The organism is Micromonospora sp. NPDC005087, from assembly GCF_042872965.1.
Classification (GTDB): domain Bacteria; phylum Actinomycetota; class Actinomycetes; order Mycobacteriales; family Micromonosporaceae; genus Micromonospora.
In genome coordinates this window covers 129,109-153,524 of sequence record NZ_JBIALB010000003.1, presented here as the reverse complement: position 1 = coordinate 153,524, position 24,416 = coordinate 129,109, and the positions used below count along the sequence as shown (strand labels likewise).

The 24,416-nt window shown below is 72.2% G+C and carries 17 protein-coding genes and 1 tRNA gene; 4 read left to right on the top strand and 14 right to left on the bottom strand.

The genetic code is table 11. The features are described from left to right. Nucleotides 1-96: 96 nt before the first annotated feature. A tRNA-Asn gene (locus ACFYPS_RS08905) sits at nt 97-169 on the bottom strand. 292 nt (nt 170-461) lie between these two features. Between ACFYPS_RS08905 and ACFYPS_RS08900 the strand changes: the two genes are divergently transcribed. From ACFYPS_RS08900 to ACFYPS_RS08885, 4 genes are all read left to right on the top strand, one after another. Then, entirely contained in the window at nt 462-881 is a 420-nt protein-coding gene (locus ACFYPS_RS08900) for a hypothetical protein (protein WP_354965523.1), read from the top strand. A gap of 277 nt (nt 882-1,158) precedes the next feature. After that, entirely contained in the window at nt 1,159-4,488 is a 3,330-nt protein-coding gene (locus ACFYPS_RS08895) for a ThuA domain-containing protein (RefSeq protein WP_387323713.1), read from the top strand. Nucleotides 4,489-4,583: 95 nt separating this feature from the next. Continuing rightward, nucleotides 4,584-5,654 carry a sugar phosphate isomerase/epimerase family protein gene (locus tag ACFYPS_RS08890; RefSeq protein WP_354965525.1) on the top strand — a complete coding sequence of 357 codons (1,071 nt, stop codon included), beginning with the start codon at nt 4,584-4,586 and terminating at the stop codon, nt 5,652-5,654. Between the two features lie 105 nt (nt 5,655-5,759). Beyond that, a complete protein-coding gene (locus ACFYPS_RS08885) occupies nt 5,760-6,941 on the top strand; it encodes an ROK family transcriptional regulator (RefSeq protein WP_354965526.1) in 1,182 nt (393 codons plus the stop codon). A gap of 39 nt (nt 6,942-6,980) precedes the next feature. Here ACFYPS_RS08885 and ACFYPS_RS08880 read toward each other — a convergent pair whose 3' ends face one another. The 13 genes from ACFYPS_RS08880 to ACFYPS_RS08820 form a co-directional block, all read right to left on the bottom strand. Further along, entirely contained in the window at nt 6,981-7,988 is a 1,008-nt protein-coding gene (locus ACFYPS_RS08880; RefSeq protein WP_354965527.1) for a sugar phosphate isomerase/epimerase family protein, read from the bottom strand. 218 nt (nt 7,989-8,206) lie between these two features. Then, nucleotides 8,207-8,692, bottom strand: a complete 486-nt coding sequence (locus ACFYPS_RS08875) for an ATP-binding protein (protein ID WP_354965528.1) — start codon at nt 8,690-8,692, stop codon at nt 8,207-8,209. Between the two features lie 238 nt (nt 8,693-8,930). After that, complete coding sequence (locus ACFYPS_RS08870; RefSeq protein WP_354965529.1) at nt 8,931-11,048, bottom strand: ThuA domain-containing protein; 2,118 nt, start codon at nt 11,046-11,048, stop codon at nt 8,931-8,933. Nucleotides 11,049-11,123: 75 nt separating this feature from the next. Then, nucleotides 11,124-13,994: a PQQ-dependent sugar dehydrogenase gene (locus ACFYPS_RS08865; RefSeq protein WP_354965530.1), complete on the bottom strand. Its 2,871-nt coding sequence runs from the start codon at nt 13,992-13,994 to the stop codon at nt 11,124-11,126. A gap of 286 nt (nt 13,995-14,280) precedes the next feature. Then, nucleotides 14,281-15,348, bottom strand: coding sequence for a polyprenyl synthetase family protein (locus tag ACFYPS_RS08860; protein WP_354965531.1), 1,068 nt, complete (start codon nt 15,346-15,348; stop codon nt 14,281-14,283). Then, nucleotides 15,345-16,769 carry a nucleotide pyrophosphatase/phosphodiesterase family protein gene (locus ACFYPS_RS08855; protein WP_354965532.1) on the bottom strand — a complete coding sequence of 475 codons (1,425 nt, stop codon included), beginning with the start codon at nt 16,767-16,769 and terminating at the stop codon, nt 15,345-15,347. The genes ACFYPS_RS08860 and ACFYPS_RS08855 overlap by 4 nt, the downstream gene beginning before the upstream one ends. Then, nucleotides 16,766-17,968, bottom strand: coding sequence for a metabolite traffic protein EboE (gene eboE / locus ACFYPS_RS08850; protein ID WP_354965533.1), 1,203 nt, complete (start codon nt 17,966-17,968; stop codon nt 16,766-16,768). The genes ACFYPS_RS08855 and eboE overlap by 4 nt, the downstream gene beginning before the upstream one ends. Beyond that, nucleotides 17,968-18,822, bottom strand: a complete 855-nt coding sequence (locus ACFYPS_RS08845; protein WP_354965534.1) for a TatD family hydrolase — start codon at nt 18,820-18,822, stop codon at nt 17,968-17,970. Before ACFYPS_RS08845 ends, eboE begins: the two co-directional genes overlap by 1 nt. Beyond that, nucleotides 18,822-19,460, bottom strand: coding sequence for an EboA domain-containing protein (locus tag ACFYPS_RS08840; RefSeq protein ID WP_354965535.1), 639 nt, complete (start codon nt 19,458-19,460; stop codon nt 18,822-18,824). The genes ACFYPS_RS08845 and ACFYPS_RS08840 overlap by 1 nt, the downstream gene beginning before the upstream one ends. A gap of 57 nt (nt 19,461-19,517) precedes the next feature. After that, a complete protein-coding gene (locus tag ACFYPS_RS08835; RefSeq protein WP_354965536.1) occupies nt 19,518-20,537 on the bottom strand; it encodes a sugar phosphate isomerase/epimerase family protein in 1,020 nt (339 codons plus the stop codon). Then, nucleotides 20,534-21,403 carry an SCO3242 family prenyltransferase gene (locus tag ACFYPS_RS08830; RefSeq protein WP_354965537.1) on the bottom strand — a complete coding sequence of 290 codons (870 nt, stop codon included), beginning with the start codon at nt 21,401-21,403 and terminating at the stop codon, nt 20,534-20,536. The genes ACFYPS_RS08835 and ACFYPS_RS08830 overlap by 4 nt, the downstream gene beginning before the upstream one ends. Next, nucleotides 21,387-22,553, bottom strand: a complete 1,167-nt coding sequence (locus ACFYPS_RS08825; RefSeq protein WP_354965538.1) for an inositol-3-phosphate synthase — start codon at nt 22,551-22,553, stop codon at nt 21,387-21,389. Before ACFYPS_RS08825 ends, ACFYPS_RS08830 begins: the two co-directional genes overlap by 17 nt. A gap of 622 nt (nt 22,554-23,175) precedes the next feature. Beyond that, the gene (locus ACFYPS_RS08820) at nt 23,176-24,369 is read right to left on the bottom strand and encodes a Gfo/Idh/MocA family protein (RefSeq protein ID WP_387323973.1); all 1,194 of its coding nucleotides are present in this window, start codon (nt 24,367-24,369) and stop codon (nt 23,176-23,178) included. Nucleotides 24,370-24,416: the final 47 nt, after the last annotated feature.

Genomic DNA, 24,416 nt, shown 5'->3' with positions numbered 1-24,416 from the left:
CGAGCGGACCGAGGGAGGGCGAAACCGGACCGAGAGGGGTGTGTGAACACGAAGACGCCCGTCGGGCTTGCTGCCGACGGGCGTTGGGTGGAGAAGCTCCCCCGATTGGACTCGAACCAATAACCTGCCGGTTAACAGCCGGCTGCTCTGCCAATTGAGCTACAGGGGACCGTGCACCGCTCGACCCGGATCTCTCCGTCGCCGTGCGACGGGACAAGCGTACAGGACATCCGGGGGCGTCGGTCCAGCGGGTTGGGCCTCCCGCCTTCCATGATCCAGACGCCCAGGTCAGCAGCGCGGTCCATCGATAATCGGGGCAAATCGTCATCCGGGCACAAGCAGGTATGAGCGGGGAGCAGGATGGGTAGTTAGCTGCGGACAGAGGACGCAGGCGCGATTTGGTCGCTCCCGACGGGGCAGCTCGCCGGGGCGACGGCGCGTCAGGTACGGAAGGAGCCGCCATGCGCGGAAAGATCATGTTTCTTGGCGGGCTGGCTGCGGGATTCGTCCTGGGCGCCCGTGCCGGCCGGGAGAAGTACGAAGAGCTGGTCGTCCGGGGCCGCAAGGTGCTCGACCACCCGACCGTCCAGGAGGCGGCCGGGGTCGCGCAGGCCCAGGCCAACCGGCTCTACAGCGAGGGCAAGGACAAGCTCGGCCAGACCAAGCTGGGCGAGAAGCTGGGCACGGGCAACGGCAGCACCGGCAAGCAGGAGCTGACCGCCGCGGACGACGCGTTCGCCGGCACGCCCGCCACCGTTGGCGCCAAGGCGGGCTCCGGCTCGTCGGGCACCAGCAGCACGGTCGGCACGACCTCCGGGTCGCCGTCGGCCACCCCCCGCACCAAGCCGTCCGGCTCGGGCACCAACGCCAGCACCCTGTAGACGCACATCGAACGGGCCCGGCCGCCACAGTGGAGGCCGGGTCCGTTCGTGTCTCCGCACGTCAGGGCGGCGCATCATCACCACTGGGGCACTTTCTCCGATTTGAAGCAAAAGTTCGTCCGGTTCATCGAAAACTTCTGCTCCCAACCTCTTCTCTTTGTTCCCGAGCGCAAATATCGTCCTGCATAGAACCTGGCCAGGCTCTTGGTACTCCCCGGCGACCTCCTCAGCGACGTACCGGCGCTGAGGCGGACCCGCCCGACCAGAGCGAGGTTCGATGCGTAGACCAATCGGCCGAAGAGCCGCTAGCTATGTCAGCCTTCTCACCCTCGTCGGCGCGACGCTCGTCGCGACCGAGCCGCAACGGGCCACACCGGCATTCGCCGCGCCCGTGGCCGAGAGCAACGGTATCCAGTACAAGGTTCTCGTCTTCACCCGCTCGACCGGCGGCAGCCACGCGGCCACCGACGCCGGCGTCCAGGCGATCCGCGAACTCGCCAACGACCGGCGCTTCACGGTCCAGGTGACCGACGACGCCCGGAAGTTCGACGAGTCGCACCTGAAGCAGTTCCGTGCGGTGGTCTTCCTGAACACCTCCGGCGACGTACTGACCGACGGCCAGCAGGCCGCTTTCGAGCAGTACTACCGCGACGGCGGCGGCTTCGTCGGCGTGCACTCCGCGATCGAGGCCGAGCCGGGCTGGGCCTTCCTCGACAATGTGCTCGGAACCCGGGCTGTCGGCGCCGCCGCGCCGGTCAGCCCCGCCACGGTGACCGTCGCCGACCGGGTGCACCCGGCGTCCGCGCCGCTGCCCGAGCGGTGGACCACGACCGACCGGTGGTACAACTTCGCGGCCAACGTCCGGGGCGTCTCACACGTCCTGGCCACGGTGGACGAGAAGACGTACTCCGGCGGCGCCATGGGCTTCGACCACCCGATCACCTGGTGCAAGGACTACCAGGGCGGCCGGTCCTTCTACACCGGACTCGGCGCCACCCCGGAGAGCTACTCCGGTGCCGATCTGCGCGCCCACCTCGCCGGGGCGATCCAGTGGGCCGCCGGCACCACCGACGGCGACTGCGGCGCGACCGTGCTGGCCAACTACCAGATGGAGGTCATCGGCGCGCAGCCCAACGTCAACGAGCCGATCGGCTTCGACGTGCTGCCCGACGGCCGGGTGATCCAGACCGACCGCCGCGGCGGCGTACGGCTGCACGACCCGGAGAGCAACGAGACCACCGTGCTGGCCCAGATCCCGGTCTACACGCACAGCGAGGACGGGATGTACGGGCCGGCGGTCGACCGGGAGTTCGCCACCAACCGGTGGGTCTACCTCTACTACGCCCCGCCGCTGAATACTCCGACCGGCGGCGCGCCCACCACCAGCACCGACCCGGCCGCCTGGAACCAGTGGAAGGGCTACTTCCAACTGTCCCGCTTCAAGTTCGTCGACGGCGAGACCCCGTCGCTGGACGTGGCCTCGGAGCAGAAGATCCTCCAGGTGCCGGTGGACCGGGGCGCCTGCTGTCACGTGGCGGGTGACATCGCGTTCGACTCCAAGAACAACCTCTGGCTGGTCACCGGGGACGACACCCCGGCCGGCGGCGGCGGGTCCGGCGGCTTCTCCCCGCACAACGACTCGGTCAGCGCCACCGGCGTCTACCAGGCGCCGTTCGTGGACGCCCGGCGCAGCGCCGCCAACACCAACGACCTGCGCGGCAAGATTCTGCGCATCGCGGTGGGAGCGGACGGCAGTTACACCGCCCCCGAGGGGAACATGTTCCCCGAGGCGCAGGACCCGGGCGACAAGACCCGCCCGGAGATCTACGCGATGGGCTTCCGGAACCCCTTCCGGATCACCCTCGACAAGAACGACGTCGCCTACATCACCGACTACTCCCCCGACTCGTCGACAGCGGCGGTTGGCCGGGGACCGGCGGGGACCGGCCGGATGATGGTGGTGGACAAGCCGGCGAACTACGGCTGGCCGATGTGCGTGCAGCCGAACCTGCCATACATCGAGATGAACTGGACCACCAACCCGATCACGCCGGTCGCGCCGTTCGATTGCGCGGCGCCGCGCAACACCTCCCGGCACAACACCGGCCTGACCGACCTGCCGGCGGTGCAGAAGTCGGAGCTCTGGTACTCGTTCCAGGCCCCGACCCCGTGCCCGGAGTCCTACCTGTCCACCCCGACGCAGACCTGTCCGGTGCTCTTCCCGGAGTTGGGCACCGGCGGCGTCGGACCGCACGGCGCGGCGCGCTACGACTACGACCCGGAGCTGAGGTCGCAGACGAAGTTCCCCGCGTACTTCGACGGATCGATCTTCTTCGGCGAGTTCACCCGGGACACGCTCAAGGAGATCAAGCTCGACGGCCAGGGCGACATCCTGAAGATCAACAATGTGCTGAACTGCGGGCAGGCACCCACCACGCCGACCAAGCCGTTCCTCTGCGACAACCCGATGGACATGAAGTGGGGTCCGGACGGCAACTTCTACCTGCTGACGTACGGCGACGGGTTCTTCAACGTCAACCCGGACGCGGCGATGCTGAAGTTCAGCTACGTGAAGGGCCTGCGGGCGCCGACCGCCGTGGTTTCGGCGACCCCGACCAACGGGAGGGCGCCGCTGACCGTCGCCTTCTCCAGCGAGGGGTCGAAGGACCCCGACCCGGCGGACTCCATCTCGTTCGCCTGGGACTTCGACGGCAACGGCACGACCGACTCCGTCGACCCGAACCCGACGCACACCTACACCGCCAACGGCGTCTACACCGCGCGGCTGACGGTGACCGACTCCAGCGGCAAGAGTGCGTCCGCCAACACCACCATCACGGTCGGCAACACCGCCCCGACGGTGACCGTCACCACCCCGGTGGAGGGCGGCTTCTTCAGCTGGGGTGACGACATCCCGTGGTCGGTGACGGTCACCGACCCCGAGGACGGACCGGTCGACTGCGCCAAGGTCGAGGTGACCTTCGTCCTCGGCCACGACACCCACGGCCACGGTGAGGCCAACCAGTTCGGCTGCTCGGGCGTCCTGCCCACGGACGCCGACGACGCGTCGCACGGTGGCTACATCTACGGCGTGGTCAGCGCCGCCTACACGGACAAGGGGGCAAACGGGCAGCCGGCCCTGACCACCGTGGACCAGCAGATCATCCAGGCCAAGCGGCAGGAGGTGGAATTCGCCACCGACGAATCCGGCACCACCGTCGGCACGAGCGCCGACACCGGTGGCGGGCAGCAGCGCGGCAGCCTCGACCCGGGCGACTGGATCGCGGTGAACAACGGCGTGAACCTGCGGAACATGCAGTCGGTCACGCTGCGCACCTCCGGCGGCAGCGCAGCCACCGCCGGGCAGCCCCGGTTCGGCGTTCAGCTGCGGCTCGACTCGCCCACCGGCCCGGTGCTGACCACCGCCGTGGTCAACGCGACCAGCGGCAACAACGCCTTCACCAGCACCACCGTGCCGGTCGCCGACCCGGGCGGCACGCACCGGCTCTACCTCGTGTTCACCACCGTCCCGGGCGGCCCGACCAGCGGACTCGGCAACCTGAACTGGGTCGAGTTCACCGGTCAGGGCATCGGCGTCGCGCCGTAGCGACCGCCGTGGGCCGGGGTCGCCGCCAGCGGCCCGGCCCAGCGCTCCACCCGTCACCCACATCGACAACCCGTACCAAAGGAAGGCAGCAGTAGATGAACGACAGTCAGCACGGAATGAGCCGTCGCCGGATGCTCGGCGCCTTGGCCGGCGCCGCCGGCGCGGCCGCCGTCGGTGCCACCGGCCTGGCCTCCCCGGCCCTCGCCGGCAACGGCCTGCTGGTTCCCACCGGCAAGCGCGGCATCATCCTCTACAGCGTCCGGGACCGGATCAGCGCCGCCCCGGACGCCACCAGCGTGCCGTACGGCTTCGAGCGGGTGCTCGGCCGGCTCGCCGAGATCGGCTACAAGGAGGTGGAGTTCGCCGGCTACACCCAGAACACCTCCATCCTGGGCCGGCAGATCACCCCCGAGGAGATCCGCAAGGTTCTCGACGACAACGGGCTGCGCGCCAACGGCTCGCACGCCTCGGTGCCGGGCACCGTCAACCCGACCACCATCGCGCAGTTCGAGCAGCAGCTCGACATCGCCGAAACGCTGGGCATGACCCACATCGGCACCGGCAACGACCCGACCGGCAGCAACTACAAGGCCGACTGGGACGCCGCCGTCGACCGGTGGAACACGTTCGGCGAGATGGCCGCCGCCCGTGGGCTGAAGCTCTACACACACAACCACGACGCGGCGTACAACTTCCTGCTCGACAGCGGGCCGTTGGACGCCCAGGGCCGGCCGACCCGGTCCTCCGGCGTGCGGAAGCTGGAGTACTTCATCGGGCTGACCAACCCGGAGTGGGTCTGGTTCGAGATGGACATCTACTGGGCGCACGTGGCCCAGCACCGGTTCCGCAGCTACACCGACCCGGACGGGGTGACCCAGACCAGCATCTTCGACCCGCTGGCCGTGGTCGCGGCCCAGACGATCCGGTTCCCGCTGTTCCACGCCAAGGACGGCACGTACAACCCGGCCAGCGCGGCCGGGTACGAGATGGTGCCGCTCGGCGAGGGTGACATCGACTACGGGAACTTCTTCGCCAACATGGGCGCGAAGGGTTACCACAACCCGATGTGGGAGCAGGACAACGCACCGGGCGGCGCCTCCGACCCGGGCCGCTCGCTTCGGTTCGCGGAGATCAGCTACCAGCACATGTCGAGTCTGCGGGGCTGACCGACCCGACACGCACGCCCGGGGCCGCATCCGTCATCGGATGCGGCCCCTCGCGCCATGCGGCCGAAACACCGCCATGCGAGACTCCGGCCGGAGGTGGTGGCGATGGTGCTCGTCAGGCCCGAGAACAGGCACCAGTCCCGGCTGGTCCGGCTGCTGCGCGACGACGGTCCCCGGTCCCGGGTGGAGCTGGGCGACCTGCTGGGCCTGTCCCGGACGACGCTGACCGCGGAGCTGGACCGGCTCGTCGAGCGGGGCCTGGTGGAGACCGCCGGGCCGGCGGCGTCGCGCGGCGGACGCCGCTCCGCACTCCTGCGCCTCGCCGGCGGGGTGCGCTTCGCCGGCGTGGTCGTCGCCCCCGACCGGATCACCGTGGCGGTGACCGACGGCGAGCTGAACGTGCTCGCCGAGGTCGACGAGCCGGCGGACGTCCGCACCGGGCCGGAACCGGTGGTCGGGCGGGCCGTCGAACTGGTCGGGAAGCTCCGCGCCGAGCTGGGCGTGTCCCAGCTCACCGGGGTCGGTGTCGGCCTGCCCGGGCCGGTCGGCGTCGACGCGGGGACGGCCGTGCCGCCGGTCCTGCCGGGCTGGCAGCGCTTCGGAGTACGCGACGCGTTCGCCGCCGAGCTGGGCTGCCCCGTGCTGGTCGACAACGACGCCAACGTGATGGCCCTCGGCGAGCAGCACGCGGGGGTCGGCCGGACCTTCGACGACTTCCTCTACCTCAAGTTGGGCACCGCCATCGGCTGCGGCCTGATCCTCGGCGGGAGCCTCTACCGGGGTTCGACCAGCAGCGCGGGCGACATCGGGCACCTGGCGCTCGGCGAGGGTGGGCCGGCCTGCGCTTGTGGCGACAGCGGATGCCTGGAGGCGTACTGCGGCGACGCGGGGCTGGTCCAGGCGGCGCTCGCCACCGCTCGGACCGGCCGGTCCGACGCGCTGGCCGCCCGGCTCGCCGAGGCGGGCACCCTCACCGTGCGCGACGTCGCCGGGGCGGCGACAGCCGGCGACCCGGTCGCGCAGACGGTGGTGCGGGACGCCGCCCGCCGCCTCGGTCGGTTGCTGGTCGGCCTGGTGAGCTTCTTCAACCCCGGCATCGTCGTCATCGGGGGTGCGGCGGACGGGCTCGGGCACATCCTGCTCGCCGAGATCCGCGCCGTGGTCTACCGCCGGTCGGCGCCGCTCGCCACCGGCACCATGCCGATCGTCCTGTCCGACCTGGCCGGCCGGGCCGGGGTGGTGGGTGCGGCGCGGCTGGCCAGCGAGCACGTCTTCGCCACCGGCTGACCGGGGGCCGACCGGCGGTCGGCCCCCGGTACCGGCGGGTCAGTCCTTGCTGCTGAAGGCCGCGTCGAAGGCGGCCGACGGGGCGTCGAAGGCGAGCCGGCGGACGAACTGCAACGCCTCCGGGGCACCGACCAGCCGGTCCATCCCGGCGTCCTCCCACTCGATCGAGATCGGGCCGGTGTAGCCGATCGCGTTCAACGCCCGGAAGCAGTCCTCCCAGGGCACGTCCCCGTGCCCCGTGGAGACGAAGTCCCAGCCCCGGCGCAGGTCCGCCCAGGGCAGGTGCGAGGCGAGCCGGCCGCGCCGGCCGTCCCCGGTACGCACCTTGGCGTCCTTGCAGTCCACGTGGTAGATCCGGTCGGCGAAGTCGAAGATGAAGTTCACCGGGTCCAGCTCCTGCCAGACGAAGTGCGACGGGTCCCAGTTCAACCCGAACGCGGGCCGGTTGCCGATCGCCTCCAGCGTGCGCTTCGTCGTCCAGTAGTCGTACGCGATCTCGCTGGGGTGCACCTCGTGCGCGAACCGCACCCCCACCTCGTCGAACACGTCGAGGATCGGGTTCCACCGGTCGGCGAAGTCCTGGTAGCCGCGCTCGATCATCGCTGGCGGCACCGGTGGGAACATCGCCAGGGTGTGCCAGATCGACGAGCCGGTGAAGCCGACGACCGTCTTCACCCCGAGCTTCGCCGCCGCCCGCGCCGTGTCCTTGATCTCCTCGGCGGCCCGCTGGCGGACGCCCTCGGGCTCCCCGTCACCCCAGATCCGGCCGGGCAGGATGTCCTGGTGCCGCTCGTCGATCGGGTGGTCGCAGACCGCCTGACCGACGAGGTGGTTGGAGATCGCGAAGACCTCGAGGTTGTGCTTCGCGAGCGTCTCCCGCTTGCGATCGACGTACGAGTCGTCGGCGAGCGCCTTGTCGACCTCGAAGTGGTCGCCCCAGCAGGCGATCTCCAGACCGTTATAGCCCCACTCGGAGGCGAGCCGGCAGACCTCCTCGAACGGCAGGTCGGCCCACTGGCCGGTGAAGAGCGTGATGGGTCGCGCCATTGTCCTTCTCCCCTGTTGTGATGGGGATTCCGTGTGCGGACCGGGGCGAGGGTGACCGGTCAGACCGGTACGCGGCAGCGGGACGGGACACCGGTGGGTGCGGAGCGCACCTGAGCCCGGCGGGTTGCGCCTCCCACCGGGTCACCGGCCACCGTCACGGTCGCCGCTCCCACCCTATTTCCGCCGGGCCCCTTCGCGAAAGCCCCGCCGCCGGATCGTCACTCGGCCACCTCCTCGGGAGCTGGCAGGACAGCCCGGACGACGAAGCCGCCTCCGGCGCGCGGGCCGGCGGAGAAGGTGCCGCCGATCCGCTCGGCGCGCCGACGCAGTGTGATCAGACCGCGCCCGGCGCCCCCGCCCGTCGGCGCGGCACCAGCGCCTTCGTCGCGTACCTCGATGGTGATGCCCGTGGCGTCGTAGCGCAGCCGGACCGCGACCGGTGCGCCCGGTGCGTGCCGGCGCGCGTTGGTCAGCGACTCCTCGATGATCCGGTACGCCGCCGCGTCGACCGCGCCGGGCAGCGGCCGGGGCGGCCCGGCCAGGGTCCAGCGCACCGGCTGACCCGCGGCGAAGCCCTCCACCAGCGCGTCGAGGCGGTTCAGGCTGGGCGCCGGCCCGGTCGACGAATCGGGCTCCTCGGCCCGGTGCAGCAGCCGGTGCCCGTGCGCCCGCACCATCCGGCGCCACCGCGTGAAACGCCCCATGCTCGTCAAGGTACGGCAGTCAACTGCGAGTCGGTCCGTGGCCTCGCAGGCGGCGGGGCGCGAATGATTGGTGTGCATGCCTCCCAGGAGTCTCGCTGCCACTCCGGCCGGTAGCGCCGGCAAGCAGACAGACCATGCCCGGCCGGGCGGGGCACACTCGGCCGGGCATGGTCTGCGCTGGGGCGGGTGGCCCGGAGGGACCGTCAGCCGTGACCGGCGGCCCTCCAGGCTCAGCGGATCAGGGCAGCGTCCACTTCTGGTTAGCCGCGCCGTTGCAGGTCCAGAGGTGCACGACGGTGCTGTCCGCGGAGTTGTTCCCGGAGACGTCGAGGCACTTGCTCGACGACGTGTTGCGCAGGCTGCCGTCGGCCTGGGCCGCCCAGTTCTGCGCCCCGGTGCCGTTGCAGGTCCAGAGCTGGATCTTGGTGCCATCGGCGGTGCCGTTGCCGGACACGTCCAGGCACTTGCCGAGCGCCTTGACCGTCGAGTTCGGCGTCACGGTCCAGGTCTGCGCCGTACTGCCGTTGCAGGTGTAGATCTGGATCTGGGTGCCGTCGGCGGTGCCGCTGTTGCGCACGTCCAGGCACTTGCCGACCAGGCCCTTGATCGGGCCGACTCCCGGCGTGCCGCCACCGCCGCCCCTGACCAGGGTGAAGTCATCCACGTCGAAGAGCCCGGTGCCGCTACCGGTGAAGGTGAGGTAGAGGTTCTGGGCGCCGGACGGGACACCGGACAGCGCGGTGGTGACGTTGGCGAAGGTGGTCCAGCTGCCGGTGTTCGGCACCGCGACCGAGCCGAGCACCGGGCCGGTGGCCGAACCGGTACGCACCTGGATGGTGCCGCCCGCGCCGCCCGAGACGACCCGGGACGTGAACGAGGTGACCCCGGTCAGGTTCACACCGTTGTACGCGGCCCAGTCACCCGGGTCGATGTAGCCGATGGTCTGGCCACCGTTGGCGCCCGCCTTGGTGAACGGGGTGACCCCGTTGGCCGAGCTGAACGCCTCCGCCTGGACGGTGGTGTTCCCCGTCGGCGGCGGCGTGGTGCCCAGCTCCTTGATCCGGATGTTGCGGAACGAGGCGTCGTCGCCGGTGCCATGGTTCTGGATGCCGATGTGCCCGGCCAGCGAACGAACCGGGTTCGTGTTGGTGAAGTCGTTGATCTTCACGCCGTTGAGGAAGATCTGCAACCGCTCACCCTCGACCAGCAGCTCGTAGGTGTTCCACTCCCCCGGCGCGTTCAGCGCCGCGTCACGGGCGGCGATGTCGGCGGACTTGAAGGTGTAGACCGACCCGGTGGTGCGGTCCGCCGCATCGGTGGCGTCGATCTGGATCTCGTAGCCGTTGTCCACCGCCGACCAGGGGTCACTGGAGGGCGGGAAGCCGATGAACACGCCGGAGTTGTCGTCGCCGGCCAGCTTCCAGTCCAGCTTCAGCGAGTAGTTGGTGAACTGCTTGGCGTTGTACCAGAACAACCCCATCCCGCCCACCGAGGTGAGGGTGGCGTCGGAGTTGGTGAAGTTGCCCGGACCGGCCTGCGACCAGCCGCGGGTCGAGCCGTTGTAGAGCGGGGTGTAGCCGGTCTCGGGCCGGCAGTCCGCCTTGCTGCGACCGGCCGCGTACCGGATGCCGCCGAGCAGGTGCGCCCGGAACGCCGGCTCGGCGTACGACGCCTGGGTGTGCCCACCGCCGGTGTAGAACGACCGGCCGCCGCTGTAGCTCTTGCACCAGGAGTGCGGGTGGTCGGCGCCCATCCCGCCACCGGAGTACGACGACTCGTCCAGGGTGGCCAGCACGTGGGCCGTGGACCGGGCGTTGGTCCGGTAGTTGTACCACTCGTCGGTGCGGGTCCACGTCTGCGGCAGGTGCGCGGTCGCCGCGTGCCCCCGGTCCTCGACCTTGACGTTGGCCTGCTGGATGGCCGGGTGCGAGGCGAACCACGCCCCGACCAGGTTGCCGTAGAACGGCCAGTCGTACTCGGTGTCGGCGGCGGCGTGCACGCCCACGTACCCCCGGCCGGAGCCGATGTACGACTCGAAGGCCGTCTGCTGGCTGGCGTTGAGCACGTCGCCGGTGGTGTTGAGGAAGACGACCGCCTCGTACTGGTTGAGGTTGGCGGTGGTGAAGGCGGCGGCGTCCTCGGTGGCGGTGACGGTGAAGCTGTTCCCCGCGCCCAGGTCGCGGATGGTCTGGATGCCGACCGGGATCGCGTCGTGCCGGAAGCCGGCCGTCTTGGAGAAGACCAGCACGTCGTAGGGGGCGTCGGCGGCGCTGGCCGGGGTGGCCGGGGTCGTACAGGCGAGGACGGCGAGGACGGCGGTGGCCGCGCCGAGGATGGGTCGCAGGAGTCTGCGCATATCGCTCTCCTAAGAACGGTTAGGAGGGGCCCCTTGTACAACACTAGGCGTTAACAAGGGGCCCTTCCTTTCAACTCAGGGCAGGGTCCACTTCTGGTTCGCGGCGGCGGTGCAGGTCCAGAGGTGCACGGCGGTGCTGTCCGCCGAGTTGTTTCCCGAGACGTCGAGGCACTTGCCGGACTGGACGTTGCGGACCGTGCCGTCGGCCTGCGCGGCCCAGTTCTGCGCGCCGGTCCCGTTGCAGGTCCAGAGCTGGATCTTGGTGCCGTCGGCCGAACCCCCACCCGAGACGTCGAGGCACTTGCCCAACGCCCTGATCGTCGAGTTCGGCGTGACCGTCCAGGTCTGCGCCGCGCTGCCGTTGCAGGTGTAGATCTGGATCTGCGTGCCGTCGGCGGTGGCGGCGTTGCGCACGTCCAGGCACTTACCGGCCAGGCCCTTGATCGCGCCGCCTCCGCCGGAGGGGGTACCGGTGGTGAGGGTGAACGCGTCCACGTCGTAGAGCGCGCCGGTGCCCGACCCGGCGAAGGTCAGGTAGAGCGTCGTGGTGCCGGTCGGCGGGTTGGTGATCGCCCCCGTCACCGTCGTGAAGGTCTCCCAGCCTCCGGTGACCGGCACCGTGGCCCAACCGAGCACCGTGCCGGTGGCCGAGCCGGCCCGCACCTGGATTGTGCCGCCGGCACCGGCCGAGGAGACCCGGGCGCTGAACGACGTCACGTTGCCCAACCGGTACGGCTGGAACGCGATCCAGTCGCCGTTGTTGATGTCGCCGACGGTCTTGCCACCCTCGGCCGGGGTCTTGCTGAACACGTTGATCCCGGACGAGGTGCCGAAGAACTCGGCCTGCCGGTGCCGCGGGGGCAGCGTGTGCTGGGTGTGCGTGGTCAGCCCACCGGCGTCGGTGTACTCGGCGTCGAAGATGGCGAAGATGTTCGCCGCGTCGTCGTGCTCACCGTCGACCGGGATGGTGATCGATCCGGAGCAGCCGGTCTTCGAGGTGATCTGGTGACCGTGCTGGTCGTGCCCGAGGACGTAGGTCATCTTGACCTTCGTGCAGTCGATCGTGCCGTCCTCCGGGTCGGTCACGGTGATGCTGAACGGCACCGTGTCGCCGAAGCTGAACAGCTGCCCGTTGCCGGGGTTGTTGATGGTCACCGTGGGCGCGGTGTTGCCCACGTTGATCACCACGCTGGCGGTGCCGGTGGCGCCCTGCGGGTCCCGCACGGTCAGCGTCGCGGTGTAGGTGCCGTTGGCGGTATAGGTCTTGGACGGGTTGGCCGCCGTGGAGCTGGTGCCGTCACCGAAGTTCCACGAGTACGTCAGCGCGCCGCCCTCCGGGTCCGAGGAGCCGGCCGAGGAGAACGTCACCGCCAGCGGCGCCGCCCCGGAGGTCCGGTTGGCGCTGGCCGTGGCGTTGGGCGCCCGGTTGCCGCCGGCCACGTAGTCGAAGCGGTAGAGCGCGGAGTTGGCGTCACCGTTGAAGTAGCCGGTGCCGTAGTCGAGCACGTAGTACGCGCCGTCCGGGCCGAACGCCGAGTCCATCACCTGCTTGCCCACCCAGGGGAAACTGTCGATGGTGCCCCGGGAGCCGTCCGCGTTGACGTGGATCGGCTTGATCCAACCGCGGCCGAACTCGGTGGCGAAGAACTGCCCGTCGAACGACTGCGGGAACTTCGTCGTCGAGGTGGACGAGGCGTTGTAGCGGTAGACCGGGCCGCCCATCGGCGACTCGGAGCCGCCGCCGAACTCGGGCGGGGTGCCGGCGTCGCCCGCGTACCGGATCCAGGCCGGCTGGGCCGGCGGCAGGGTGGGCAGGCCGGTGTTGCGGAACGAGTTGTTGGTCGGCCCGCCGGTGCAGTTGTACTTCGCCCCGCCGGTGTTGGTGGCGAAGTCCCACTCGTTGTACGTCTCGGTGGAGGTGTTGGTGCCGGTGCAGTACGGCCAGCCGTAGTTGCCCGGCGCGGCGACCCGGTTGAACTCCACCTGGCCGGACGGGCCGCGGGTGGAGCTGGTGGAGCCGGCGTCCGGCCCGTAGTCACCGACGTAGACGACACCGGTGGCCTTGTCCACGCTGATCCGGAACGGGTTGCGGAACCCCATCGCGTAGATCTCCGGCCGGGTCCTGGCCGTGCCGGGCGCGAACAGGTTGCCCGACGGGATGGAGTACGTGCCGTTGGCGTTCACCTTGATCCGCAGGATCTTGCCGCGCAGGTCGTTGGTGTTGCCCGCGCTGCGCTGGGCGTCGTACGCCGGGTTGCGGTTGGTCCGCTCGTCCAGCGGCGCGTAGCCGGCGGACTCGAACGGGTTGGTGTCGTCGCCGGTGGACAGGTAGAGGTTGCCGGCGGCGTCGAAGTCGATGTCCCCACCGACGTGGCAGCACAGGCCGCGGTTGGCCGGGACGTCGAGCACGTCGACCTTGCTCGCCTGGTTGAGTGTGAAGTCGGAGTTGAGGGTGAACCGGGAGAGCCGGTTGACGCCGTTCCAGGCCGAGAAGTCGGTGCCGGTGGCCGGCGCGTCGCCGCCGGGGGTGGAGAGCGGCGGGGCGTAGTAGAGGAAGATCTGCCGGTTGCTGGCGAAGTTGGGGTCGACTCCGACGCCCTGCAGGCCCTCCTCGTCGTGGGTGTAGACCGGCAGGGTGCCGATCACCGAGGTGGTGCCGTTGGCGTCGGTGCGACGCAGCGTGCCGTTGCGGGCGGTGTGCAGGACCGAGCGGTCCGGCAGCACGGCCAGCGACATCGGTTCACCCATGTCGGCCACGCCGCGGGCCAGCTCGACCTGCTGAAAGTCCGTGGCGTTGATGGGGTGGGCCTGGGCGGGGGTCGGGCCACCGAGCGCGGCCGGGCCGACGCCGAGCGCCACCGTGCCGGCGGCGACCACCAGGAGCAGGGCCGATCCGGTGGAGAACCATCGTCGGGACCGGTGGATGGGTACGTCCTTGATGGACATGATGTGCTGTCCCTTCCTGACGAATGACTGCCAGGCCGGGCGCGCGCCGTCGCGCCGGATGCCGTAGCGGTGGTGGGGATGCCGATGGGTTACCGCGCCGCCGGTTCACCTCGACGAAACATTGTCGTGTTGGCCACGACACTAAATCGCGATGTGTCGATGTGTCTATACCTTCCGGTGGATCGGCGTGAACTTTCGTCGATACGATCGAAAGTCGGCAGGAAGCGCCATTCCCCAGACGCCGCGGGCGATGTCCGGGGAACGGTGTCCGGCGCGCGCCGGCGGGTCAGGCGCGGCGGTCGATCGCCTGCGCGGCCAGCGCGACCAGCGCGGAACGGGCCTCCTCGGCCACCGCCGCGCTCTCCAACGCGGCCAGCGCGGCCTCGGTCCGGACCCGGATCATCTGCTCGATGCGCTCTCGGGCGCCGGTCGCCTCGATGATCCCGCGCAGCTCCGCCGCGCCGTCGGCGTCCAACGCCGGATTGCCGAACAACTCCCGCAGCCGGGCGGTCTGCGGCCGATCAGCGGCGCTACGGGCCAGCGCCATCATCACCGTCGGCTTGCCCTCCCGCAGGTCGTCGAGGACCGACTTGCCGGTGACCGCCGGATCGCCGAAGACGCCCAGCACGTCGTCGCGGAGCTGGAACGCGTCGCCCAGCGGGTCACCGAACTCGCCGAGCGCGGCGAGCAGCTCCGGCCCCGCGCCGGCGAGCGCCGCGCCGATCTGCAGCGGCCGGGTCACCGTGTACCGGGCGGCCTTCATCCGGATCACGGTGAGCGCGCTGGCCACCGAGCCGTCGCCCACCCCGGACACCAGGTCCAGGTATTCCCCCGCGATCACCTCGGTCCGCATCAACGCGAACACCCCGTACCCCCGGTGCACCTGCTCGGTGCTCAGGCCGCACTCGTGGAACATTTGGTCCGACCAGGCCGCGCAGAGGTCCCCACAGAGCAGCGCCGTGTTGCGCCCGTACGCCTCGGGGTCACCGCGCCAGGACGAGCGGGCGTGCAGGTCGGCGAAGAGCCGGTGCACCGACGGCTCGCCCCGGCGACGGTCGCTGCCGTCCAGGATGTCGTCGTGGATCAACGCGAACGCGTGGAACAGCTCGAGTGCCGCGGCGGCCACCACGATCGGGGTGCCATCGGGCGCCCCGGCGCCGCGCCAACCCCAATAGCAGAAGAGCGGGCGTAGCCGCTTTCCGCCAGCCAGCACGAACCGGTGCAACGCGGTGAACACGCCGCGTGGCGCGCCGTCCGGCCAGTCCGGGCCCTGCCGGTCGAGGAACCCGGCCAGCTCCGCGTCGAAGCGCGCCCGCAGCCCGCTCGCGTCGGTGGGGGCGACCGTGACGGTCATGGCCCCTCCCCCGGCCCGTCCGCGTCGGCGCCACCGCCGCGGGTCAGCCCGGCCAGCTCCAGCAGCAGCTCCTTGACCTCGGTGGCGGCGATCCGCTCCCGGGCCGCGGCCGGGTCGGAGCAGAGCAGCACCGGCGCGTCCGCCGGGTCGGTCGGCAACCGGCCGTGCGAGCCGCGTACCGCCCGGGCTCCGGCGTCCAGGCCGACCGCGCTCATCAGGTAGCGCATGCCCAGCTTCTTGCGGGCCAGCGCGACGCCCGCCCGACGCTTCGCCGCCCCCGGCGCGGCCGGGTCGAAGAACAGCTCGGCCGGGTCGTACCCCGGCTTCCGATGAATCTCCACCAGCCGGGCGAAGTCCGGCGCGCGGGCGTCGTCCAGCCAGTAGTAATAGGTGAACCAGGCGTCTGGCTCGGCCACCAGCACCAGCTCACCGGCGCGTGGATGATCCAGCCCGTGCGCGGCCTTGCCCTCGGCGTCGAGCACCTCGGCGACCCCGGGCAGCCCGGCGCAGAGCTTCGCCACCGTAGGGACGTCGGCCGGGTCCCGTACGTAGACGTGCGCGACCTGGTGGTCGGCGACCGCGAACGCCCGGGACGTCCACGGGTCGAGGTACTCCATGCCCGCCTGGGTGTGCACCCGCAGCAGCCCCTCGGCGCGCAGCAGCCGGTTGACGTCCACCGGTCGGGACACGTCGGTGATGCCGTACTCGGAGAGCACCACGACGGTCGCGTCGCTGGCCCGGGCGGCGTCCAGGAGCGGCCCGAGCACCGTGTCCAGCTCCGCCGCCGCGGCCGCCGCCTGCGGGGAGGACGGGCCGTGCCGTTGCAGGTCGTAGTCCAGGTGCGGGACGTAGACCAGGGTCAGGTCGGGCGACACGTCGGCCAGGATCTGCTCGGCCGCCCGGCAGATCCACCGCGACGAGGGCAGCCCGGCTGTCGGCCCCCAGTAGGTGAACAGCGGGAAGGTGCCCAGCCGACCGGTGAGCGCGTCGTGCAGTTCCGGCGGGTCGGTGTAGCAGTCCGGTTCCTTGCGCCCGTCGGCGTAATACACGGGCCGCGGGGTGACCGTCCAGTCGACGTCGGCGCCCATCGCGTACCACCAGCAGACGTTGGCGACGGTGTAGCCGGGCTCGGCCCGCCGGGCCGCCTGCCAGAGCTTCTCCCCGCCGACCAGCGCGTTGTGCTGCCGCCACAGCAGCACCTCACCCAGCTCCCGGAAATACCACCCGTTGCCGACGATCCCGTGCCCGCTCGGCGGCTCGCCGGTGAGGAAGGTGGACTGCACCGAGCAGGTCACCGCGGGCAGCACGGTGCCCAGCTCGGCCCGGAAGCCGCCGTCGGCGATCCCCCGCAGCCGGGGCATGTGCGCGAGCAGTCGCGGGGTCAACCCGACCACGTCGAGCACCACCAGTCGCCGGCTCATCGCGGCACCCCCGCCCTGGCCCTGGTCAGCTCCGGGGTCAGGCCCAGGCCGACCAGCTCGTCGCGGGCGAAGGCCAGCTCGGCGGCGATGCCGGCGGCCAGCTCCGCGTCGGTGCCGGGCCGCCGCGCGGCCGGCAGCACCCCCCAGGTGTACGTCTCCACGTCGAGATGGTCACAGCCGGCCGCCGGGCCGGCGTAGAGCGCGGCGAGCGCGGCGCGCAACACCGGCAGGGTGGAGCCGAGCGGTTCCTCGGGTGGCGCGTGCAGGGGCACGTGGTAGTGCACCCGCCACGGGCCGGGCAGCGCCGCGTCGAGCGCCGCGTCCAGGTCGTCGGCCGCGTACGCCGGGTCGGCCGGGTCGGCTCCGCCCGCGCAGCCCGCCCCCCGGGTCTGGTGCAGGAAGCGCGGCTCCACCCAGCGGCGCAGCGCGTCGGCGCCGCCGGCCGGGTCGGCCGCCTCGACTGCGGCGGAGACCTGCACCTTGACCACCGGCAGGCCGGCCGTCCGCAGCCGGTCCAGTGCCGCGGCCGGCTCCTCCCAGGCGCAGGCGAGGTGGGCCAGGTCGAGGCAGACGCCCAACCGTTCGGTGTCCATCCCGGACAGCAGCGCGGCGGCCTGACCGGTGCTCTCCACCACGCAGCCCGGCTCGGGTTCGAAGCCGACCCGCACCTGGCGGCCGGTCTCGCTCTGCACTGCGGCCAGGCCGGCGGCGAGCTGGTCGAGGCGGCGCCGCGCGGCGTCGGCCCGCTCGTCGTCCCAGGGTTGCCGCCAGGCAAGCGGCAGGGTGGAGATCGAGCCCCGGGCGGCGTCGTCGGGCAGCAGGTCGGCGAGCACCCGGGCCAGGTCCAGGGTGTACGTCAGGCGCTGCTCGGTGGTCCAGTCCGGCCGGTAGACGTCGTGCTTGACCACCGGCGCCTGGAAGGCCGCGTACGGGAAGCCGTTGAGGGTGACCACCTCCAGCCCACGCGCGTCCAGCTCGGCGCGCAGCCGGCGGCGCAGCGCCGGATCGGCGGCCAGCTCGGCGGCGACCGGGGCGGCCAGCCACAGGCCGAGGCCGAGCAGGTCGCCGCCGAGCGCCGCGCGGACCGGCACGGCGTAGGTGTCCAGTTGGGCGAGGATGCCGGCGAGGTCCTCGGCGGGGTGCACGTTGGTGCAGTAGCCGAGGTGCACGGTGTCGCCGCCGGCGTGCCGCAGCCGCATCAGCTGCCGCCGCGCAGGATCGAGTTGCCGGTCCCCGGGTCCACGGCCGCGAGTTCCAGGTCGGTCAGGTCGAGCCGGCCGGACTGCCCGTAGAACTGCACCGGGTTGCGCCACAGCACCTGGTCGACGTCGTCGTCGGTGAACCCGGCCAGCAGCATCGCCTCGCCGGTGGCCCGGGTCAGCAGCGGGTCCGAGCGCCCCCAGTCGGCGGCCGAGTTGACCAGCATTCGTTCCGTGCCGTACTCCCGCAGCAGCTCCACCATCCGCGGCGGAGACATCTTGGTGTCCGGATAGATGGAGAAGCCCAGCCAGCAGCCGGTGTCCCGGACCAGTTTGACGGTCACCTCGTTCAGGTGGTCGATCACCACCCGGCCCGGCTCGATGCCGGACTCGGTGACCACGGCGAGGGTCCGCTCGACGCCGCGGGCCTTGTCCCGGTGCGGGGTGTGCACCAGCGCCGGCAGGTCGTACGCCACGGCCAGCGCGAGCTGCGCGGCGAACGCGTCGTCCTCCTCCGGGGTCATCGAGTCGTACCCGATCTCGCCGACCGCGACCACCGCGTCCTTGTCCAGGTAGCGCGGCAGCAGGTCGAGCACCGGCCGGCAGCGCGGGTCGTTCGCCTCCTTGGGGTTCAGCGCCACGGTGGCGTGGTGCCGCACCCCGAACTGCCCGGCGCGGAACGGCTCCCAGCCGATCAGGGAGTCGAAGTAGTCGGCGAACGAGGCGGCGCTGGTGCGGGGTTGGCCCAGCCAGAACGCCGGCTCCACCACGGCCCGGACGCCGGCGGCGGCCATCCGTTCGTAGTCGTCCGTGGTGCGTGAGGTCATGTGGATGTGCGGGTCGAAGATGCGCATCACGCCTCCGTGGGGGTGGGACTGTCGACGGTGCCGGTCCCTCCGCTGTGCGCGGTGAGCCGGTCGAGCAGGTCGGTGGCGTCGGCGGGCATCTCCCGGCCGGCGGCGTGCCGCTCGGCGGCCAGCGCGGCCAGCATCGCGGCCAGCTCACCGTCGGCGCGGGCGTCCAGGTCGGCCACGACGGCCAGCGGCACGCCGGTGAACACGCACTTGAGGACCGCCTGCCGCCAGGCCGCCGGGTCGAGGTGCCGCGCGTACGGGCCGAGCGCGGCGGCGACGAGCCGGGTGTCGTTGGTCCGGATGGCGTCGTGCAGCAGCGGCACCCCGGCGGCCCCGATCGGCAGCAGCGGCAGGGCGCGCAGCACCGCCCGCCGCTCGGCCGCGTCGCCGTTCCGGTAGAGCGTGTCGGCGAGCTGGGCGTGGTCAGCGGGCGCGGCGGTGAGCAACAGCACCCGGGCCGCGTCGTCGGCCGTCCAGCCGGGTGCGTCGGGCAGTGCGGCTCGGCCGCAGCGCCGGCCGGTGGCCGGGAAGAGCCGGCTGATCGCGCCGGGCTCGGCCGCGACCCGGCGCAGCGCCGTCTCCAGCCAGTCGGGATCGGGTACGCCCCGCAGTGCGGCCTGTAGTGAATCCGGTGTCATCCCGTCTCCTCCCTCGTGCTGCTCCGCAGGCACCCCAGGCGCGCCCCTTGCTCTGCTTCACTCCACGCGACGGCCACTGTCCGGATATCGGACGGCCGCTGGTGCGTCCGTTGAAGCAGAGCGAAGGGCGCCCGTGGGCACCTCGTCCTCGCTGCGCCGGCCGGTCGCCGTCACGATCGCGGTGGTGCTCCGGGCCGCCGCCGTCGTGGCGGCGGCGCGCAGGAACTCGATCGACCGGGCGGCCACGGCGGGCGCGGCGTGCGAGTCCCGGGGCAGCTCGACGGCGACCAACCCGCGGTAGCCGGCCTGCGCCAGGGCCGTCAGCACCGGCGGGAAGTCGATCTCGCCGCCGCCGAACTCCAGGTGCTCGTGCACGCCTCGGCGCATGTCGTCGATCTGCACGTTGACCAGGTGCGCGGCCACCTCGGCAACGCACTGCGGCACCGGCCACGGCTCCAGGCAGCGGCAGTGCCCGATGTCGAGGGTGATGCCGAAGCGGCCCGGCTCACCGAGTGCCGCGCGCAACCGACGCCAGCCGGCGATGTCCTCGACCAGCATCCCCGGCTCCGGTTCGAAGCCGAGGGTGACACCGGCGGCGTCGGCGGCGTCGACCACGGTGGCGCAGCCGGCCACCAGCCGGTCCCAGGCGGTCTGCGCCGGCACCGCGTCGGGCCGGACGCCGGCCCAGAAGGAGACCGCCTCCGCGCCCAGGTCGGCGCCGATCCGGACGGCCCGGCGCAGGAACTCGACCCGCCGGGTCGGGTCGTCGTGCAGCAGCGTCGGTGCGTGCTTGTGCCACGGGTCGAGCAGGTAGCGGGCTCCGGTCTCGATCACCACCGCGAGGCCCAGCGCGTTCAGCCGCCGGCCCACCGCCGCGACCCGGCGGGTGAGACCGGGCGCGAACGGGTCAAGGTGGTCGTGGTCGAGCGTCAGCGCCACCCCGACGTAGCCGAGGTCGGCGAGGACGGCCAGCGCGTCGTCGAGCCGGTGGTTGGCGAAGCCGTTGGTGCCGTACCCGAGGCGCAGCGTCCGAGCGTCGGCGGCCGGCGGCGCGGTGCGCGGCTGGGGGGCGGTCATGTCGGGGAGACCTTCCGGGCCAGCCGCCGGCCCAGCGGTGCCGCCGCGGCGACGGCCAGCCCGAGCAGGCTGGCACCGCCGCGCGCGGTGAGCGCTCCCTGCAGGGCGGGCAGTCCGGTGATCCCGGCGCCGACCGCGGCGCGTACCCGCCCGGCCGACGGGTCCCGGACCACCTGGGCCTGGGCCGCGCCGTAGCGGGCGGCGTACCAGCCGGACAGTATCGCGGGCAGCGCGGCGACGAGCCCGACCGACCGGGCCCGGCCGGCGGGTGCGGCGGCGCTGGCGGCGACCAGGGCGGTGCCGGCCAGCGTACGCAGTGGCAGCGCGGCGTCGGCCCCGGTGACCTCGCGGCGGGACAGCGCGGTGACCGTCCAGGTGTGCGCGGCGACGGTCGCCGCCGCCGGCAGCGCCCGGGTCAGCCGACCGCCGGACGCGCCGAGCAGCACGTCCAGCCCTCGACAGGCGGCCATCACGGCGGGCCCGGCGGCGGTGTTCTTGGCCAGCAGGTCGTACCCCCAGATGCTGGCCGCCAGCGGCACGGCGAGCGCGGCGGCGCGGCGACCGCCCACGGCGGCGGCCAGGCCCAGGCCGGCGGCGGTGAGGCCGGCCGCGAGACCGACCGCGGCGGCCGGGGCGACGCGACCGCTGGGGATGGGTCGCTCGGGCCGCTCGACGGCGTCCAACCGCCGATCGGCCCAGTCGTTGGCGGCCATGCCGGCCCAGTAGAGCAGCACCGAGGCGCCGGCCAGGGCGGGGGTACGTCGGTCCAGCGTGCCAGCCGCCGCCGCGCCGGCGACCACGTCGCCGGGGACCGAGAGCGCCGCCGGCGCCCGGACCAGCTCGGCGAGGTCAGCCAGCGTGGTCATGGGCACCGTCCCGGCCGGCGTGCAACTGGCGGGTGAAGTCGACCAGCCGGGTCCACTGCTCGGCCAGCGAGTGGGTCGGTGTGCCGAGCGGATCCTTGAAGAAGAAGCCCAGCTCGGCCAGCGGCCCGACGCGCCCGGCGGCGTGCGCGGCGGCGGTGAGCCGGGCCAGGTCGAGCACCAGCGGCGCGGCCAGCGCCGAGTCGCAGCCGTGCCAGGTGAACTCCATGCGCATCCCGGTGCCGAGGAAGCCGGCGAAGGTGATCAGATCCCAGGCGGTCTTGAAGTCGCCCAGGTCCTCGACGTACTCGATCCGCGTGCCGCCCTGGGGCAGGTAACCCAGCGTCTCGCCGAGCACCCGCTGCTTGCTCTGCACCTTGGCCGCGTTGGCGGCCGGGTCGGCGAGGGTGGCGCCGTCGCCGCCGCCGAGCAGGTTGACCCCGGACCAGGAGCGCACGGCCAGGTTCCGCATCGCGAACATCGGCGCGAGCACCGACTTGACCAGGGTCTCCCCGGTCTTGCCGTCGTGCCCCGCGTACGGCAGCCGGACCTGCTCGGCCAGCGCGGTCAGCGCCGGCAGCCGCAGCCCGGTGGACGGGGTGAAGTCGACGTACGGGCAGCCGGCCAGCAGCGCCGCGTACGCGTACAGGGAGCTGGACGGCAGCACCTCGTCGGGGCCGGTGAGGGCGACGCGCAGCGCCTCCGGATCGGCGTGCCCGGGATGCGGTGCGGGAGCCGGTTCGGTGGCCGAGACGTTGACGACCACCACCCGGTCCAGTGCGTGCCGCTCACGGAAGGCGGTGAGGTCGCGCACCACGGCGGCGGCCCGGTCGGCCTGGGTGGCGCCGACCGGCGCGGGGCGCAGCTCCCGCTCGACGGTGGCCAGCTCGTCCGGGAGCGCGGCGACCAGCCGTCCGGGGACGACACCGCTGTCGGCCAGCGCCTCGGCCCGCTTGCACAGTGGGGTGGTGGCGAGGTCGTGCCCGCCGAAGACCAGATCGGCGAAGGACGGCAGGGCGGGGCCGCGCAGCTCCGGCAGCTCGGTGACGCAGCCGGTCGGCCCGGCCAGGCCGGCTCGCAGCGCGAGCCCTCCGACGATGCTGGTGGTCGCGACGGAACCGCGCGCACCCACCAACCAGACACCCGTACGCATGGTGCTCCTTCCCGTTCAGGAGGAACCCTCGGTGTAGCTAAATATAGGAATATCAGAATATTTCTCGAAAAGATACGCCCTGGGTGAATGGGCCCCGCCCGCCCGCCCCGCACCGGGATGGCACCGGATCCCGACATCGGCGTCGGCGGCGACGACGCCGGGCCGGCTTCCGGCACGGGTGCGGGCAGACGGGGCTGGTAGGCAGGGTCGGTCGGCGTCTCGACCCTGCCTCCCCCGCATCCGGCCGACCGGGGCGTCGGCGTGCCCCGACCGGACGTCTCAGGCCGCCGTGCCCACCGGATCGTCGACCGGTGTACGGCCCGCCGGACGTCGGCGAGCGGAAGCGGTACGGGTGGGGGCAGCGGCGGGCGGTGCCATCAGGTCCTCCGGATCGCCGGGGGTGGTGGCGGTCCTCCGGTGCGGCCGGGGAATCCCGGTCCGGACGCACCGGACGACCGTCCTGCTCGTGCGCCACCGGGCCGTACGGCCCGGCTGCACGCCCTCCGGTGCCGACCTCGTCCCGGCCGCGGGGCGCAAACCGCGGCCGGTCCCTCGCCGGTCGACTCCGGAAAGCCGGTCGGGCGATGGCGGCGCGAACACCACCATCGCGGATGGTCAGAGGTCAGACGGCCACCGCGGCCAGCGCCGGTTGCACCTCGGTCCACGAGGAGCCGATCTCCGCCGAACGGGTCACCGCGTCCAGCACGAGCTGGACCTGCAACGCGTCGGCGAAGGAGGGAGCCGGGTCGACGCCGGTGGCGACCGCCTCGATGAAGTCGCGCATCTGGTGGGTGAAGGAGTGCTCGTAGCCGATGATGTGGCCGGGCGGCCACCACGCCGACATGTACGGGTGCTCCCCCTCGGTCACCAGGATGCGGCTGAAACCCTGTTCCACGCTGGGCCGGGTGGCGTCGTAGAACTCCAGCTCGTTGAGGCGTTCCAGGTCGAAGACCACGGTGCCCAGCGAGCCGTTGATCTCGACACGCAGGGCGTTCTTGCGGCCGGTGGCGAACCGGCTCGCCTCGTACGTGGCCAACGCGCCACCGTCGAGCCGGGCCACGAAGACCGCGGCGTCGTCGACGGTGACCGCACCGGTGGCCGAGGCGTTGCCGTCGGCCGACCCGCCGCCGTCCACCGAGGCCGCCAACCCGCTGGACCCGGCCGGCAACGGCCGCTCCTTGACGAAGGTCTCGGTGACCGCGCTGACACCGGTGATCCGTTGGCCGGTGACGAACTGGGTCAGATCAATGATGTGCGCGCCGATGTCGCCGAGCGCCCCGGAGCCCGCCCTGTCCTTCTGCAACCGCCACACCAGCGGGAACTGCGGGTCCACGATCCAGTCCTGCAGGTACGTCGCTCGGACGTGTCGAATCACCCCGAGTCGTCCGTCGGCGACGAGCTGGCGCATCATCGTGACCGCGGGAACCCGGCGGTAGTTGAACCCGCACATCGACCGCACCCCGGCTGCCCGGGCGGTGTCCGCCGCGGCGGCCATCGCCCGCGCCTCGGCCACCGTGTTGGCCAACGGCTTCTCGCACAGCACGTGCTTGCCGGCGGCCAACGCGGCGAGGGCGATCTCAGCGTGGCTGTCACCCGGGGTGCAGACGTCGACCACGTCGATGTCGTCCCGGCTGATCAGGTCACGCCAGTCCGTGGTGTACGCGTCCCAACCGAGCCGGTCGGCGGCGTCCGCCACCTTCCCGGTGTCCCGGCCGCAGATCAGCGCCATCCGGGCCCGCGCCGGCAGGTCGTACACGCGGTTCACGGTGCGCCACGCCTGCGAGTGCGCGGCGCCCATGAACGCGTAGCCGACCATGCCGACCCGCAGTTCTCTGTCTGTCGTGGACAAGGTGGGTCTCCCCC